Annotated in this window: 8 protein-coding genes; 3 read left to right on the top strand and 5 right to left on the bottom strand. The window is 49.7% G+C overall.

What is annotated here, in order from left to right:
- Nucleotides 1–264: 264 nt before the first annotated feature.
- The 5 genes from LWL52_RS18855 to LWL52_RS18835 form a co-directional block, all read right to left on the bottom strand.
- Complete coding sequence (locus tag LWL52_RS18855; RefSeq protein ID WP_242923246.1) at nt 265–2,523, bottom strand: glycoside hydrolase family 20 protein; 2,259 nt, start codon at nt 2,521–2,523, stop codon at nt 265–267.
- A 56-nt stretch (nt 2,524–2,579) separates the two neighbouring features.
- Nucleotides 2,580–3,875 (bottom strand): sugar MFS transporter, encoded by a 1,296-nt coding sequence (locus tag LWL52_RS18850; protein WP_242923244.1) that lies wholly within the window; start codon nt 3,873–3,875, stop codon nt 2,580–2,582.
- A gap of 85 nt (nt 3,876–3,960) precedes the next feature.
- Entirely contained in the window at nt 3,961–4,836 is an 876-nt protein-coding gene (locus LWL52_RS18845) for an ROK family protein (RefSeq protein ID WP_242923242.1), read from the bottom strand.
- Nucleotides 4,837–4,968: 132 nt separating this feature from the next.
- Nucleotides 4,969–6,888: a glucosamine-6-phosphate deaminase gene (gene nagB / locus LWL52_RS18840; RefSeq protein ID WP_242923240.1), complete on the bottom strand. Its 1,920-nt coding sequence runs from the start codon at nt 6,886–6,888 to the stop codon at nt 4,969–4,971.
- A gap of 125 nt (nt 6,889–7,013) precedes the next feature.
- A complete protein-coding gene (locus tag LWL52_RS18835; protein WP_242923238.1) occupies nt 7,014–8,084 on the bottom strand; it encodes an ROK family protein in 1,071 nt (356 codons plus the stop codon).
- A 601-nt stretch (nt 8,085–8,685) separates the two neighbouring features.
- On the opposite strand from LWL52_RS18835, the gene LWL52_RS18830 reads away from it, so the two are divergent.
- The 3 genes from LWL52_RS18830 to LWL52_RS18820 all read left to right on the top strand — a co-directional run bounded on the left by LWL52_RS18830 (nt 8,686) and on the right by LWL52_RS18820 (nt 17,544).
- Nucleotides 8,686–12,012: a SusC/RagA family TonB-linked outer membrane protein gene (locus LWL52_RS18830; protein ID WP_242923236.1), complete on the top strand. Its 3,327-nt coding sequence runs from the start codon at nt 8,686–8,688 to the stop codon at nt 12,010–12,012.
- 25 nt (nt 12,013–12,037) lie between these two features.
- Complete coding sequence (locus LWL52_RS18825) at nt 12,038–13,795, top strand: RagB/SusD family nutrient uptake outer membrane protein (RefSeq protein WP_242923234.1); 1,758 nt, start codon at nt 12,038–12,040, stop codon at nt 13,793–13,795.
- A 242-nt stretch (nt 13,796–14,037) separates the two neighbouring features.
- On the top strand, nt 14,038–17,544 hold the full coding sequence (locus tag LWL52_RS18820) for a VCBS repeat-containing protein (RefSeq protein WP_367615723.1): 3,507 nt from the start codon (nt 14,038–14,040) through the stop codon (nt 17,542–17,544).
- Nucleotide 17,545: the final 1 nt, after the last annotated feature.

Raw genomic sequence — 17,545 nt, 5'->3', positions numbered from 1 at the left:
AAAGATACAACTGCAAAATTAGTGAAATTCTTTTACAAATAATACTTTGAGCAATAAGCGCTTTGGCTATCAACTGCACTCCTATTAACAGCAAAAGCTGGGCCTGTTTTAATCGACTTCCAAATCTGTCAGTTATACTTTTAACTGCCCTTTGCGGCAGAGGGCAGCGCATATGTTACCGGATCACGGGGCTGCTAAAAGCAAAAGACCTTTCGGCGAGCGGCCGAAAGGTCTTTTAACTAAGTTAGAGTGGGAAAGGGGCGCTTAGTTTACCTGAATTTCATCCAGGAAGAGCCACGTTTTTTCGCCGGCACCCTGCTTGCCTTCCGGCACGGTCTGCATGTTTTTTACTGCAACTTTTACAAAGCGGGTGTTAGCCGGTTTGAAGTTAACCTTCATAATGGCTTTGGTGCCGGCTACTTCCGATACCGCGTTTGCCGTTCCGAGTGGCTTAAAGGTTACCCCGTCAGAAGAGCCGTATACTTCCACGCCTTTAGGCGGGTATACGTATGTGCCGCCTGCGTTCAGGGCATGGATCACCACATTGTTGATCTGCTGCGCGCTGCCCAAGTCAATGGTGGCTTCCAGGTCGCTGCCTGAGAAACCTACGGTAGCCTGGTCGCGGCCGCCTTTCTCATTCACGATGCCGTCTATCAGCGTGAAAGCGCCATTGCCCGGGAAATACGTGGAAGGCTGCTCACGCAACGTGATCTGCTTTCCGGTGGCTTTGTTTACATTCACTTTGATTGTAACCGAATCCATCAGCTGGTTATCCTTGTAGTATAAACCGGTAACCTGCGAAGATTCTTTTAACACGATCGGACCGGAATAAGGGGTTTCAGCCTGCTTGCCTTTGATGGTGTAGACCAGTTTGCCCAGGTCCTTTTTCGCATCCATCTTCACGGTTACACCCTGGAAGTCTGCGGAAGGCTGCACATTAGCCGTAATATCGTAGTAGGCATTGCTGTAACGGGCACCCCATAGATCATAGCGTTTAAACTGGGTCAGCAACCGCTTCTCAAAGTCTTTGTAATCCTTTTTCTCCGGTGCGGTCCAGAGCACTTCGCTCAAAGCACTCATCCTCGGGAAGATCTGGTATTCTACTTTGGCCGTGTTGCTCATGTATTCGGTCCAAACGTTGGCCTGAGCGCCTAAAACATACTTGGCCTGTTCGGCAGTCAGTTCTTTGGGGATGGGTTCGTAGCTGTAGGCTTTTTCGATGCTTGTAAAGCCGCCAATTGTCACCGAGTCTTCGCGCTGGCTCTGGGCATGGTCGAAGTATACGTGAGTGCCCGGCGTCATGATAACGTTATGGTGTTGCTGGGCAGCCGCAATGCCGCCTGCTTCGCCTCGCCAGCTCATTACAATGGCGTTTGGAGCCAGTCCGCCTTCAAGTATCTCATCCCAGCCAATTATAGTGCGGCCTTTGCCGTTGATATACTTCTCCATGCGCTGGATAAAGTAGCTCTGCAGTTCATGCTCGTCTTTCAGGCCTTCGTCCTTGATTCTTTTCTGGCAAAGCGGGCAGATTTTCCAGTTTGACTTCGGGCTTTCGTCGCCACCTACGTGGATGTACTTAGACGGGAAAATAGCCATCACCTCATCCATTACATCCTGCAGGAATGTGAAGGTAGAATCTTTGCCGGCGCAGTATACGTCGTCAAAAATACCCCAGGTGCCTTCTACTTTATATGGGCCGGTGCCGGGGCAACCTAACCACGGGTAAGAGGCAAGCGCAGCACTGGCGTGGCCAGGCATTTCTATTTCAGGCACTACCGTAATGTGGCGGGCAGCGGCATACTTCACGATCTCCTTGGCTTCGTCCTGGGTATAAAAGCCGCCGTAGCGGGTGTTGTCTACCCCGGTTCCGGGATAACGGCCAATGATGGTGCTGTTACGATAAGCGCCTGTTTTGGTCAGTTCCGGGTACTTTTTGAACTCCAATCGCCAGCCCTGGTCTTCGGTCAGGTGCCAGTGGAAGTAGTTCATCTTGTGCAGGGCCAGGTAGTCGATATACTTCTTGATAAAGGAAATCGGGAACATGTGGCGGCCTACGTCCAGGTGCATGCCCCGGTAATCAAAGCGCGGCACATCTTTTATGGCCACTGCCGGAATAACCAGCGAGGTGCTTTTTTCTACCGGCAGCAACTGGATGAGCGACTGCAGGCCATAGAACGTACCGGCATAGGTATCGCCTTCAATCGTTACGCCGTCTTTGGTAGCCGTTAAAGTATAACCGTCTTTTGCCGGGGTGCCCGCAGGCTTGTGGGTGGCAAAGCGGATGAAATTATGCTTTCCCTTCTTTTTGATGTCCAGCTTAAAACCGTATACCTGCTGCAGGTAATCGTTGAGGAAGTTGGCAGCATCACGGTCTTTCTTATCCTTTACTGCAATCACGGTGTTTTTGGTGATGGTAAAGGTGCCGGGCATTTGCTGCACGCTGGCCGGCTTCGGGATAATCGAAATTTCCTGGGCTGTGGCCACCTGGGCAATCAGCAGAAAAAGGAAAAAGAATCTTTTCATACTTTTTTCGTTTTTGATGAAGAGGAAACCTTGCAAAAGGTCGTTTTATACTTGGGTTAAGCTGTTCTTATTTTATGGCCATAGGTAGCAAAATACCAGATCACCAAGTAGCAAGGCACCATTACCCAGTATGCCTGGTGCGGGTTAAGCATATCGGCCAGGCCGCCATAAGCCAGCGGAAGAATGGCGCCGCCGGCGATGCCCATGATCAGCAGCGAGGAACCAATCTTGGTAAAGCGGCCCAGGTCAGCAATAGCCAGGGGCCAGATAGCCGGCCACATCACCGCGTTGGCCAGGCCCAGCAGCGAGATAAACAGCACCGAAATATAGCCGTCGGTAAAGAGGGCCACCAGCACAAACGCAATGCCCAGCAAAGCTGCTAACTGCAGGGCTTTGGCCTGCGAAATATACTTCGGAATGGCTACAATGCCGATCACATAGCCTACCAGCATAGCGACAAGCGTGTAGGTGGTAAAGAACTTGGAAGTAGACAGGGCAATGCCCTGGGAAGCGCCGTAACTGATCACGGTATCGCCGGCCATTACTTCCACGCCCACATACAGGAAGAGGGTGAAGGCGCCAAGCAGCACATGCGGAAACTGTAAAATGCTTTTCTTGTGGGTGTTGGCAGAGGCAACCGCTTCGTCTTCGTGGTCGGTATCCACCTCAGGCAAGGTAGAGAACGATACAAGTATAGCCAGTAACACCAGGATGCCGGCCATGATGAGGTATGGTGTGATTACTTTAGTGGCCAGTGCATCGAGTTCCAGGGCCTGCTGAGCTGCGCTCATGCTGCTGAGGCTGTTTACCAGCACGTCGGCATTTTCCAGCACGATAGCGCCCAGGATCAGCGGCGCGAGGGCTCCGGCCACTTTGTTACAGATACCCATGATGCTGATGCGCTTGGCAGCACTCTCGCGCGGACCAAGTATGGTTACGTAGGGGTTTACGGCGGTCTGCAGCACGGCCAGGCCGGTGCCCTGTATAAACAAACCGATCAGGAACAGCACATACGTGCGCGACATGGCGGCCGGGATAAACACCAGCGCGCCCACGGCCATAATGCCTAGCCCCACAGACATACCGCGTTTAAAGCCGGTCTTTTTCAGCACCCAGGCCGACGGTATAGCCATCACTAGATAGGAGATGTAAAAGGCAAAGGCCACCAGGTACGATTCGAAGTTATTGAGCTCGCAGGCAATGCGCAGGTAGGGGATCAGAACGGAATTCAGCCAGGTTACAAAGCCAAAAATGAAAAACAGGGCGCCAATGATCAGCATCGATCGCATGCTGCCCCCACTTTGTGAGGCCGGTATTGCCCTTTCCTCGGTTAATATTGATTTTTGTGCCATGGCTTACAGGTGCTTTAAGAATGAGATTGAAAGAAGAGTTGCGTGCTGCATAAGATCGTACTTTGTCAGGTTAGGGAATAGATTATCAGGGTTGCGAGGCAAATGCCTGTGCGGTTTGCTTCATCTGGAACAAGGCTGCAGCACCTAACAGGGCGGCATTATCGATAGAAGATGGGGCAACCACCAGGCGCGCTGTTACCCGTTTAAACGGGAACGCCTGCAGGCGGGCTTGCATGGCTTCCTCAAACAGGTGGAACGAGCGGCTGACCGAACCGCCCAGAAAGATAGCTTCCGGCGAGAGCGTGTAGAGAACCAGGTGCAGGGCATTGCCCAGGTGCTCACCATAGGTACGGAAAATTTCCAGCGCCTCCTTGTCTCCCTGCTCGGCACGCTGCTTTACCGTGTTCCCGTCCAGGCCATACTTGCTTGTAAAGAAACTGCCGCTGCAATAAGCCTCAATGTTCTTGTCGAGGTAGGGGATGCACCCGAATTCTCCTGCGCTGGAGAGAGTACCGGTATACAGGTTATTATCTATGATGATACCTGCGCCCAGCCCGGTGCCGAGTGTGATGCCCACTACATTCTTAAAGTCTTTGGCCTGGCCGTACATCTTTTCGCCTAACACAAACATGTTGGCATCGTTGCCCAGATACACGGGTACCTGAAAGTGATCTTCCAGGTGCTTGCCCAGCGGCACTTCCTGCCAGGAGGGAACATTGTTAAGGTCGTATACCACGCCGGTGGTGTCATCTACCAGGCCGGGTACGCCAATGCCGATGCCGGCTACCTCATCATCCATCAGTTGGGCCACTCCCTGCACAATCTCATTTAATACCTGCGCCTGCGATCCCTGTGCCGAGGTCGGTACTTTTCGCTCTGCTGTAATGGCGCCGTCCTGCACAATACCCACGTGGATCTTGGTGGCTCCAATGTCGATGGCAATAATTTTTTTCTTTGTCATGTTGCGTTCCTGAGCGGTTCCGGTAATACCGGCGCTCTTCTACTTATGCTGTTTTATACTTATACTATCAGGTGTGATTATGCTCCGCAGGCTGCTATCCAGTTTATAATTTAGCTCTGGCAGCCCCGGCGATCAGAAATGGAATCTAACGAAAGCTTCCATGGCTTCATAATCGGCCAGGCCCAGGCTGTCGTAATTGCGGGCCGTTTCGCGGTTTCGCTCTTCGGCTCTCACCCAGAACTCGCGTTCATCATCTCCCGGGAAAACCGGGCGGTCTTTCTGCGACTGGTGCTTAAAGATAGCATTCCTTTTTCGTTCCACCTCCTGCGGCGAGAGCGGCACAGCCATCTCGATCTCGTAGGTCTCGAACTCGTGCCAGGCACCGCGGTACATCCACAGCCAGCAGTCTTCCACCCAACTCTCGGTCTTGCGCAGGCGTTGCAGGGCTTCGACCAGAATCCGGAAGCAAACTATGTGCGTGCCATGCGGGTCTGCAAAATCGCCAGCTGCAAACAACTGGTGCGGTTTTACCTTTTGGAGCAGCTCCATGGTCAGTTCTATGTCTTTATCGGTTACCGGGTTTTTGCGGAGCTTGCCTTCTTCGTAAAAAGGTAGCGCCATAAAGTGGATGTTCTCGTCGGGCAGGCCCACGTAACGCGCACCTGCAATGGCCTCGCTCTTGCGGATAAAACCTTTTACGTTCCGCACCTCCAGCGTATCGGGCTGGTTAGGTTGTTTGGTCTCAAAAAAGGCGCGCATTTCGTTGTAGATTTCCTGCAGGCGGCAACTGTCTTCCCCGATGCTCTTGTCAAAGTCAACGGCAAATTCCATGTAGCGGAGCACATCATCATCCCATACAGCTGTGTTGCCCGATGTTTGGTAGGCTACATGCACCTCATGGCCCTGGTCTACCAAACGCATAAACGTGCCGCCCATCGAGATCACATCGTCATCGGGATGGGGTGAGAAAACAATAACCCGTTTTTTGTCAGGCACAGCGCGTTCCGGGCGTTGCGAGTCGTCGGCCTTGGGTTTGCCGCCGGGCCAGCCGGTGATGGTATGCTGCAGTTTGTTGAAAATATGGATGTTGATGTTATAAGCCGGTCCTTCCTGCACGGCCAGCTGCGCCATGCCATTATTGTTATAGTCTTCTTCGGTGAGCTTGAGGATAGGCTTTTTGAGTTTTTCGGAGAGCCAGATAACGGCTTTTTTAGTTAGTTGCTCGTCCCACACGCAGTCCTTTACCAGCCAGGGCGTGTTAAAGCGCGTCAGTTCGGAGGCGGCATCAGCATCGAGTACAAACTCCACGTTATCCGAAAGCTGCAGGTAAGTAGCCGGCACCTCGCCGGACATTTCGCCTTCCACTGCTTTTTTGATGATAGGGGCTTTTTTACCGCTCCAGGCCATCAGGATAATTTCGCGGGCTTTAAAGATAGTGCCAATACCCATGGTAATGGCTTTGGTGGGCACGTTCTGCTTTCCGCCAAAATCACGCGAGGCATCGCGCCGGGTCAGATCATCGAGCGTTACCAGGCGGGTGCCCGAGTTGGGCGCCGAGCCCGGTTCGTTGAATCCGATGTGACCGGTACGGCCAATCCCCAGTATCTGCAGATCGATGCCGTGCAGGGCCTCAATTTTACGCTCGTAATCCAGGCAATAAGCCGTGATCTCGTCTTTTGGCAGTGTTCCGTCGGGAATGTGAATGTTCTCCCGGGGAATGTCCACGTGGTTGAACAGGTTTTCGTTCATGAACGTGACGTAGCTTTGGGCTGCGTTCGGGGCCATGGGATAATACTCGTCCAGGTTAAAAGTGATAACGTTGTGGAAGCTCAGGGCTTCCTCGCGGTGCAGGCGCACCAGCTCGGCGTATACTTCTATAGGTGTGGCGCCGGTTGCCAGGCCTAAAACGGCCTGTTCACCCCGTTGCTGTTTGGTGCGGATGAGGGTTGCAATGCGTTGGGCCACCTTTACCGAGGCAATATGCTCGTTTGGATATACCGTTACCGGAAGTTTTTCAAAGCGTGTCTCTTCAAGAAGGTTTAATCTGGCCATAGTTTAAGCAGGTATAAAGTATATTATTGTATGTATGGTGTTGCGTATGTATGCTGTTGTTGCCGGTTTGCACAAGGCTTTTCCAGAAAGTATGCGGATGCTACTGGCCGCATTTTGTGTTTCGCTTATCTGGCCAGTTCTATCTGGCTCTCAAAAATATTTTCCATCACCGTTGCCACAGAGCCCATAATGCCGGCATCCGGGCCCAGTTCAGACGAGGCAATGCTGGTGTTTTCGCGCAGCTGTGCCATGCAGTAGGTGTTAATAGCCTGTTGAATAGGTGTGGTGATGAATTGCTTTGCTTCAGCGATCTTGCCTCCCAGTACGATAAGCTCGGGATTAAAAAGCTGGATCAGGATGGCGATTCCCTTGCCCAGGTTCATGCCAACTTCCGACAAAAGATTAATGGCATACTGATCGCCCATAACTGCTGCCTCTATAATAACGCTTGGCTCGATCTGCTCCAGTTCCTGATCCGATAGTTTGTTGAGCAGGGAGCTTTGTCCTGCTTTAATACCCTCTTTTGCCATACGGGCCAGCGCTATGCCAGAGGCAACCGTTTCCAGGCAACCGCGCTTTCCGCAATGGCACAAAACGCCATCTTCTATCAGCGGAATATGCCCGAACTCGCCGGCAAAGCCCGAGGCGCCTCCCCGAAGTTTACCATCCATAAACACGCCTAGACCAATGCCCCAGTCCATCGAAAGCACCAGCACATCTTTTCGGTTGCTGGCCAGTCCAAACCGGTACTCCGCCAAGGCAGCGCTCTTTACGTCGTTCTGAATATAAACCGGCTTTTTAAATTTTTTCTCCAGCAACTGCTGCAGCGATTCGGACCCGGGTGGCGTGCGTAGATACGTAAAATTGCATCCCGCTCCGGAAGATACCAGACCCGGCATGCTGATGCCGATACCCATGAGCTTGGCTGTGTCGATGCCCGAGGTTTGGATCAGGTGGCTGGCGTGCTCATAAAGCTGGCCTACGGCGCGCAGGTCCTTGGAGATGGTAATAGGAAAGGTGTGTATTTGGGTGATATTATTGTTGTTATTGTCGAAGATGGCCATGCGGGTTTTAAACCGCTCCATGTCGATGCTTAGTACAAACAGCGAATTGTCCTTTAGGCCATAAAGATCTGGTTTGCGGCCGCCTACGGATTTGCCCCGGCCCTGCTTTTCTACCAGACCTTCGGAAATCAATTCATTCAGTAGCCCTGTGGAGGTGGGAGAGCTGATTGTGAAGCGGTTGCATAAATCAGTGTTCGTTTTTGGGCCTTTTACGTAAAGATGCTTGATTATCTTTAATTTCTGCAAGTGCTTCTTCCGGTCAATATTATTTAAGCTATCCAGGTAGCTTCTTTCTGTTAGCAAGGATACCATTCTATAGGCTTAAGATATTTAGATCAAATACAGCATATAATTTGGTAACTCCAAAAACTTAACTAAAAAAATTATTTAACTATCGCTTGTTGCTCTATTAAATAATTTTTTTCAAAGTAGGATAGCTGTTTATTTTAATATTCCGTAGTGGTTATTTTAAAGTATCCCGAAAGGTTTTTGCATAAAAAAATAATTTGATAAGTGGGTTTTATCAATTTTTATTTTAATCTTTCAGGCGGCAATCAGAATAAGTAAGTAATCACCTTCAAAAAGCGAATAAACGAGTTATTCTGGCCTGCTCTCCCCGTAATTTCTTTTAGTCTGTTTGAAAATATTCTTATGTGTCTGTTTTATAATAGAGTACACAATGTGATGTATTGTTAGCAGCAACCAACGTGTTTCCATTCTCAACCAATAATGTATGAAAAAGAATTACTTCAATACTTGGGCGCTCTCAAGGAGCAACCATTTTAAAACGGTGCCACAAAAAAAGGTTTTTGCCTTGCTTGTGGCTGCTGCGTGCCTGGCACAGGGGCCTGTGCAGGCAGGGACAACAACTCCGGGGATGTTTACTGCTGCTTATAACACAGCAGAAGACATGGTACAGGCAACGGAAGTTAGCGGAAGAGTAACAGACGAAAATGGTGCCGGTGTACCTGGGGCTACCGTGGTAGTGAAGGGCACAACCACAGGTACGGCGACAGATGCGAATGGTAATTTTACGCTGAAAGTGCCTAATGGTAACGGCACCCTGGTAGTTTCCTTTATTGGCTACAAAACTCAGGAAGTACCGATCAATAACCGCTCTACAGTAGATATCAAGCTTGGTACGGATGCTCAGGCATTGCAGGAAATTGTAGTTACAGGTTACGCTACACAGGAGAAGAAGGATCTGACCGGGTCTGTAGCCATTGTAGATGTGAGTGAGATGACCAAACAGCCCGCTGGCCAGGTTACCAGTATGTTGCAAGGCAGGGCTGCCGGTGTTACGGTGCTTGGCTCAGGGCAGCCAGGCGCAGGTCAGCAGGTGCGGATACGCGGCTTTAACACATTCGGCAATAACAGCCCGCTTTATGTGGTAGATGGTGTTCCAACGCAAAATATCAACGATATCAATCCAAATGATATTGAAACGATGCAGGTGTTGAAAGATGCCGGATCTGCCTCTATTTATGGTTCACGTGCCGCTAATGGGGTTGTTATTATAACAACTAAAAAAGGAAAAGATAAAGTTACGGTGCAGTACGATGGCTATTATGGTACGCAACGACCACCTGAAGGCAATGTATGGGATTTAGCTTCGCCACAGGAAATGGCTGACTTGAACTGGCGCGTAGCTAAAAACGAGGAACTGTATGGCACCGGCGCCACTCCCGTGCTACCTGATTACTTGGTAGCAGGTACAGTAACAGGTCTTATGGAAGGTGATCCGAGGGTAGACCCGTCGCTTTACAAAGTGAATCCATTTTATACCGGTGGCAGTGGCGAACTGGACACATTCTATCGGATTGTGAAAGCGAACAAACAGGGTACCAACTGGTTCAACGAGATCTTCAGCCCGGCCCCTATCACAAATCACAACATAGCTGTGAGTGGCGGCGGTAACCAGGGTAGCTTTTATTTCTCCGCGAACTATTTCGATCAGCAGGGAGCGCTGTTGAATACCTACTTCAAACGGTATACTGTTCGTGCTAACAGTACCTATAATGTGCGGAAGAATATCCGTGTAGGAGAAAACCTGGCTTACTCTATCATCGACAATCCACAGATTGGCGGTGGAGAAAACCCTATCAATATGGCGTATCGGGAGCAAACAATCATTCCGGTATATGATATTATGGGCAACTTTGCCGGCTCGTTTGGTAGTGGATTAGGAAATGCCCGCAACCCGGTTGCGCAGCTTTCCCGAATTGCGAACAATAACGTGCTGAATAATCGCTTGTTTGGTAATGTGTTCGCCGAGGTGGACCTCTTCAATGATTTTACGGCCCGAACCAGCTTTGGTGGCGAAATGTATAACAACAACAGCCGCTCGTTTACCTATCCTGAATATGAAGGTGCTGAAAACAATACCTTCAATCAGTTTAATCAGGATGCAAGCAACGGCTATAACTGGACCTGGACCAACACGCTGGCCTACAAAAAGAATTTCAATGATGTCCACAACCTAAATGTGGTAGTTGGAACCGAGGCTTACAATAACTTTTATAACAACCTTGGAGGTTCTACGCAGGGCTACTTCTCATTTGATCCTAACTTTACCACGCTCAGCACCGGATCCGGTACCCCGACAAACTACAGTGGCAGAGGTGAAGATGCTCTCTTCTCTCTTATCGGTAGAATAGACTATAGCCTAATGGACAAGTACCTGCTGGGATTTGTCGTGCGTCGCGATGGCTCTTCGCGTTTCCAGAACAACCAATACGGCACATTCCCGGCTGTAAGTGCCGCTTGGCGTATTTCGCAGGAAAGCTTTATGCAGGGCATCTCCTGGATTACGGATCTCAAGATCAGGGGAGGCTATGGTGTAATGGGTAACCAACTCAACGTAGACCCGGCTAACGCTTTTACCACTTATGGTTCTAACAGAAACGTTACGTACTATGATATTAGTGGTACCAATAATTCTGTGGCGGAAGGTTTCAGACGGACACGCATCGGTAATCCGGATGCCAAGTGGGAGTCAGACATTAACAGCAACATTGGTATTGATGCAACCATCCTGAACGGAGCTTTGGATATTACGGCTGATTATTACGTGAAGGAAATCAAGGACCTGTTATATAACCCTGAAATCCCAGGTACTGCCGGTAGCGCCACGGTTCCGTTTGTGAACATTGCCCGAATGCGCAACAAAGGCTTTGATGCTGCTGTAACCAGCCACGTAACTGTCACTTCAGATTTCAGATTAGACATAACGGGTACTATTACTACATACAACAACAAAATCCTGAAGGTGTCGAATGGGGCGCAGGCTTTTGATCTGGAATCGCGTCGCTTTAACGGCAGCAACATTATCCGCAACAGAGTAGGAGATCCGATGAGCTCTTTCTTCGGTTACCAGATAGAAGGCTTCTGGGATGATGAGTCAGAGATAAACAATGCGAATGAAGAGGCAAAAGCCGTCACGGGTGATACTTCCGCTATTTATCAATCTGGTATCGGTATCGGGCGCTTCCGTTATGCCGACACTAACGGAGACGGTTTAATTACGCCGGACGATAGAGTGATCTTGGGCAGTCCGAACCCGAATTTCACATATGGACTAAACATTGCCGCAACCTACAAAAGCTTTGACTTCAGTATGTTCCTATATGGTAGCCAGGGCAACGAAATCTGGAACCAGGTAAAATGGTGGACAGATTTCTATCCGAACTTCCTTGGTGCAAAAAGCAAAACAGCTGTATATGATTCCTGGACGCCTGAGCATCATGATGCCAAAGCTCCTATCCAGGAGAACGTTGGTTCCTTTAGTACAACAAACGTTCCTAACTCCTACTATGTGGAGAACGGCTCCTACCTGCGAGCTAAAAATGCGCAGTTGGGTTATACCTTGCCAACAGGCCTGACCAGCAAGTATGGTATAGAGCGGTTCCGGGTGTATGTGCAGGCAGCTAACCTGTTTACCATCACCAAATATTCTGGTGTCGATCCGGAAATTAGTGGTGGTACCACAGCTTTTGGTATAGACGAAGGGAATTATCCTAACATGCGTCAGTATCTGTTCGGAGTAAATGTTTCCTTCTAACGTGTCTTATTTTAATATTTTTCATATGAAAAGGTTTAAATATATAGTTTGCGGAGCTATTATGGCAACGCTGCCGCTGATATCCTCTTGCGAGGATGAATTTCTGGACAAGCCTGCCATCGGTGCCCTAAGTGACCAGGTTTTAGCCAATAAAGCAGGTGTGGAGAAACTATTGATTGGTGCTTACGGTGCTCTCGATGGCATCGGCATTGGTAACTGGGAAACATCCCCTACCAACTGGGTGTATGGCAGTGTAGCTGGAGGAGATGCTCACAAAGGCAGTAACGGTGCCGACCAGCCGGGCATTAACCCTATTGCAACATTTAGTATAGACCCGAGCAATGGCTTTATTAACCTTAAATGGAGGGCTATGTACGAGGGAATATCCCGCACCAACTCTGTGCTAAACTTGCTAAGTAAGGCGGAAGATGTTACGGAAGGCGACAGGCAAAGAATTGAAGCAGAAGCACGTTTCCTGCGTGGGCACTACTACTTCGAATTGAAGAAGATGTTTAACATGGTGCCTTGGATCGACGAAACAACTACTGACTTCAACCAACCGAACAACGTGGATATTTGGCCTAATATCGAGGCTGATTTCCAATTTGCGATGGACAACCTGCCTAATACCCAGGCTGAAGTGGGGCGAGCTAATAAATGGGCTGCGGCTGCATACTTAGGTAAGGCCTATATGTTCGAACACAAGTTTGCGGAGGCAAAGGCTATTTTCGACAAGGTTATTTCGGAGGGTGTAACCTCTAATGGCTTAAAGTATGGCTTAGTGGATAAGTTCAAGGATAACTGGACTGCTTCTGCCGAGAATAACAAAGAGTCTGTGTTTGCCATTCAGATGGTAGCTAATGATGGTACCAACGATATTGCAAATGCTAATCAGGGCGAGATGCTAAACTATCCGTACAATAGCCCTTTCCGTTGCTGTGGTTTTTACCAACCGACCTTAGACCTGGCGAACTCGTACCGCACCACGGCACAAGGTCTGCCTGAGCCAGATTCATATAACTCAGATGCACTTAAAACTGATCAGGGAATTGGCTCAGATCAGTCGTTTACACCAGATCAGGGTCCTGTGGATCCCCGTTTGGACTGGACAGTTGGCCGTCGTGGTATTCCTTTCCTTGATTGGGGACTGCATCCTGGTTCAGCATGGATTCGCGAACAATCCTCTGCCGGTCCGTATTCTTCTGAAAAGCACGTTTACTGGCAGGCCACAGCAGAAACATATTCCGACCAGCACTCCTGGGCTCCAGGCTCAGCCATTAACGTACTTGTTATACGCTTTGCCGATGTCCTGCTAATGGCCGCAGAAGCCGAAGCGCAGTTAGGGAATCTGAGTCAGGCGGAAACTTATGTGAACATGGTGCGTGCCAGAGCTGCCAGACCAGAGAACGTTGTCAATACCTACAAGAATCCGGCAAAACCACTGGAAGGTTTTACAAGCACTCCGGCGGCGAATTATAAAATTGCCACTTATGCTGACGGATATTTTAGCAGCATTGGACAGCAGAAAGCTCTAGAAGCTATCTACTTTGAGCGTAAGCTGGAATTGGCGCTGGAAGGCCACCGTTTCTTCGATCTTGTGCGCTGGGGTATAGCTGATAAGGTTTTGAATAACTTTTTCAACTATGAGGGAAGCAGGATTCCGGATGTGAAGGAAGGTAATTTTGTAAAAGGCAAAAATGAATACTTCCCTATTCCACAGCGGCAGATTGATCTACAGACAGTAGATGGTGTATCAGTGCTTACGCAAAATCCTGGCTATTAAGCGGGCCACCTTCTTTTAGTTTTACCTTCAACTGGAGGAAGAATAAGAGTAATTTGAATTTAAGTATAAGGGCAAGGGTAAACCTTGCCCTTATTTTGTATATTGACTTTAGTTATGAACCAAAATAATAACTACTTGGCTTTGTAGCTTAGTGGATGATTTATACTGCCTCTGCCTATTTGTCTTCCTGCTTCCTTATGCGTTTTACTAACACTCATCAGCTTGTAACACTTATCTTAGCCGTGCTTCTGTTGCCTGCCTGTAAACAGGAAGAGCATCATCTTTTCGAGCGGCTGCCTGTTGAGCAGACCGGCATTGCCTTTTCTAACCGTATTCAGGAGTCGGACACAATGAATGTGCTTCAGACAGAATATATCTATAATGGGGGTGGCGTAGGAATAGGGGACTTCAATAATGATGGCCTGCCGGATATATATTTTACGGGCAACATGGTCTCTAACAAGCTATACCTCAACAAAGGCGATTTTAGGTTTGATGACATTACTGTGAAAGCGCATGTGACCGGCGAAGGAAAATGGTGTTCCGGGGTAGCTTTGGTGGATATCAACAACGATGGCTGGCTGGATATGTATGTAGGCGCCACCATGAAAAAGGATTCCCTTAGCCGGGCAAATCTGTTATACATCAACAATGGCTTGGATAAGAATGGGGTGCCCACGTTTACGGAAGCAGCCGCCAGGTATGGCATAGCAGACACTGGCTATACGACCAATGCTGCTTTTTTTGATTATGACAAAGACGGCGACTTAGATTTATATGTGGTCATTAGTGTGATCAACAAGGGTGTGCCGAGTAATTACCGAAAAAAGATCACCGACGGGTCGGCGCAGAACACGGACCGGCTGTACCGCAACAACGGCAACGGAACGTTTACCAATGTATCGCGTGAGGCAGGAATTTTAATTGAAGGCTTTGGATTGGGCATAGCCATCAATGATATCAATCTGGATGGCTGGCCGGACATTTACATTACCAACGACTATCTCTCCAACGACCTGCTTTATATCAACAACCAGGACGGGACATTCACAAATAAAATAGCCGATTACATTAAACACACCAGCTCCTCGGCCATGGGTAACAGCGTGACAGATATTAACAACGATGGACTAGTGGATATCCTGGCACTGGACATGCTGCCAGAAGGCAACAAGCGCAAGAAAATGATGTTGATGGCAAACAACTATGCCACTTATCTCAACAACGATATCTATGGCTACCAGTACCAGTATATCCGCAACACGCTGCAGCTTAACCAGGGAATAACCCCAAAAGGACACCCGGTTTTCAGCGAAGTCGCTCAGATGACGGGCCTGTACCAAACAGACTGGAGCTGGACACCTTTAGTAGCAGATTTTGACAACGACGGGCTGCGGGATGTGATCATCACCAATGGTTTCCCTAAAGACCTGACTGACTTAGATTTCAGAGTATACCGCAACGGGCCAGCTGGTGCAGTAGGGGGGAATGCGTTCCTCGTAGACTCTATGCCAACTGTTAAGATATCGAACTATGCCTATAAAAATAAAGGCGATGTTTCCTTTAGCGATGAAACCAAGAACTGGGGCCTGGACATACCTTCTTTCTCGAACGGGGCAGCTTATGCCGACCTGGACAATGATGGCGACCTGGACTTTGTGGTAAACAACATCAACGACAGTGCCTTTGTGTACCGTAACAGCCTGTATACTTCTAAAGAGAGCGCTCCAAAAAACCATTATTTGCGGGCTAAATTCAAGGGTAAGGCTCTCAATGGCGCAGGTCTGGGTGCTACGGCCACCATCTACTATGGCAAAGGCCAGGTGCAGCTGCACGAGAACAGCGTGTACAAAGGGTACCTGTCGTCTGTGGAGCCGACAGCCCATTTTGGTTTGGGCAAGGTGCAGCAGGTAGATTCGCTGAAAGTTGTATGGCCGGATGGCTCTACCCAGCTTCTCCGGAACATAAAGGCGGATCAGGTACTGGTGCTCGATCAGAAAAATGCCGGGGTTGTTAAACCAGTGCAAAGATCCGCAGGTCAGCAACTGGCGTTTAAAGAGGTTGCTACCGCCTTAGGGGTCACCTATAAAAGCGAAGAAGAGGATGAAATAGATTTTAACTGGCAACGTACGCTGCCGCATAAACTCTCGCAGCTCGGCCCGGGTATTGCGGCCGGCGATGTAAACGGCGACGGGCTGGATGACTTTTACATTGGCGGGGCTGCCGGCAAAGCAGGAGGCCTGTTTACGCAGCAGCCGGATGGTACTTTCCGGTTGGCGAAAGGAAACCTGCCCGCAGGCAAAACAGGGGAGGACATGGGCGTGCTGCTGTTTGATGCTGATAACGATGGCGATCTTGACCTGTATGCCGCCAGCGGCAGCTACGAGTTTCTAGAAGGCGCCCCGCAGCTGCAGGACCAGTTATACTTAAACAATGGCAAAGGTAACTTTATACGCGCCACGGATGCGCTTCCGGTGTTAACTGCCAGTAAGTCCTGCGTGAGAGCCGCAGATTATGACAAGGACGGTGATCTGGACCTGTTTGTGGCAGGCCGGGTAGTGCCCGGCAAATACCCGCTGGCCCCGCAAAGCTACATCCTCCAAAACAATAAAGGCCGCTTTACGGATGTAACCGCAACGGTGAGCCCCATGCTGAAGAACCTGGGCATGATCTCGGACGCCCTTTGGTCTGACTTTGACGGCGATGGCAACGTGGACCTGGTGCTTGCCGGGGAGTGGCTGCCGGTCACGTTTCTACAGAACAAAAACGGAAAGTTCAGCAACGTGACCAAAACAACCGGCGTTGCACTTTATACGGGTTGGTGGAACAGCCTGGCTGCGGCAGATTTTGACAACGACGGCGATATAGACTATGTGGCGGGCAACCTGGGCCTGAATACCAACTACGTGGCCTCGGCTAGCCAGCCGCTGAGCATCATTGCCAAGGATTTTGACAGCAACGGAAGTTTAGATCCGGTGCTGGCCTGCTACCTCAAAGCCGAAGACGGCACGATGAAGCCTTTCCCGATGCACACGCGCGATGACCTGAATGCCCAGATGCCCCGCACCCGAAGTATATTTCCGCGCTACGTTCATTTTGCCAAAGCCACCATCGATGAAGTGATCCCGGCAACAGAGCGGGAAGGCGCTGTGCAGATGCAGGCTACCCACTTCCAGAGTAGCTACCTCGAAAACCTGGGCCAGGGCAAATTTAAATTGCGCGTGCTTCCGAAAGCTGCCCAGGTAGCGCCCGTGTATGGCATGCAACCCGATGACGTAGACGGTGATGGCAACCCGGACCTGCTCCTGGTTGGCAATGATTATGGAACAGAGGTGTTTACCGGTCGCTACGATGCATTTACCGGCCTTTATCTGAAAGGAAATGGCAAAGGCGGGTTTTTACCAACACCACTTTCAAAAAGCGGTTTCTTTGTGGATGGCGATGCTAAAGGTATGGCGCAGGTATTTGGCGCTAACGGGCAAAAGCTAACCCTGGTAACCCAGAATAACGATAGCCTGCGCATCTTTGCTTCTACTAGTAAACCAGTAAGGCAAACCAAAGTACTAGCCCTGCAACCGCTGGATTGTCTGGTGACGATCACTTACAGAAACGGTAAAAAGCAGGTAAAGGAGTTCTACTACGGCCAGACATACTTGTCGCAGTCGTCGCGCAAGCTGCCCCTAACACAGGATATGGCCTCGGTAGAAATAAAGGATTTTAGCGGCCACAGCCGCCAGGTACAACTTTAGG

It is taken from the genome of Pontibacter liquoris, from assembly GCF_022758235.1.
In the GTDB taxonomy this organism is placed as follows: domain Bacteria; phylum Bacteroidota; class Bacteroidia; order Cytophagales; family Hymenobacteraceae; genus Pontibacter; species Pontibacter liquoris.
The sequence above is the reverse complement of the archived record's forward strand: the minus strand, read 5'-3'. Positions and strand labels throughout refer to the sequence as shown.

Excerpts from the sequence above, each read along its gene's own strand:
- nagB (WP_242923240.1), bottom strand. The coding sequence starts at position 6,888 with ATGGCCAGATTAAACCTTCTTGAAGAGACACGCTTTGAAAAACTTCCG.
- LWL52_RS18845 (WP_242923242.1), bottom strand. The coding sequence starts at position 4,836 with ATGACAAAGAAAAAAATTATTGCCATCGACATTGGAGCCACCAAGATC.
- LWL52_RS18855 (WP_242923246.1), bottom strand. The coding sequence starts at position 2,523 with ATGAAAAGATTCTTTTTCCTTTTTCTGCTGATTGCCCAGGTGGCCACA.
- LWL52_RS18830 (WP_242923236.1), top strand. The coding sequence starts at position 8,686 with ATGAAAAAGAATTACTTCAATACTTGGGCGCTCTCAAGGAGCAACCAT.
- LWL52_RS18825 (WP_242923234.1), top strand. The coding sequence starts at position 12,038 with ATGAAAAGGTTTAAATATATAGTTTGCGGAGCTATTATGGCAACGCTG.
- LWL52_RS18850 (WP_242923244.1), bottom strand. The coding sequence starts at position 3,875 with ATGGCACAAAAATCAATATTAACCGAGGAAAGGGCAATACCGGCCTCA.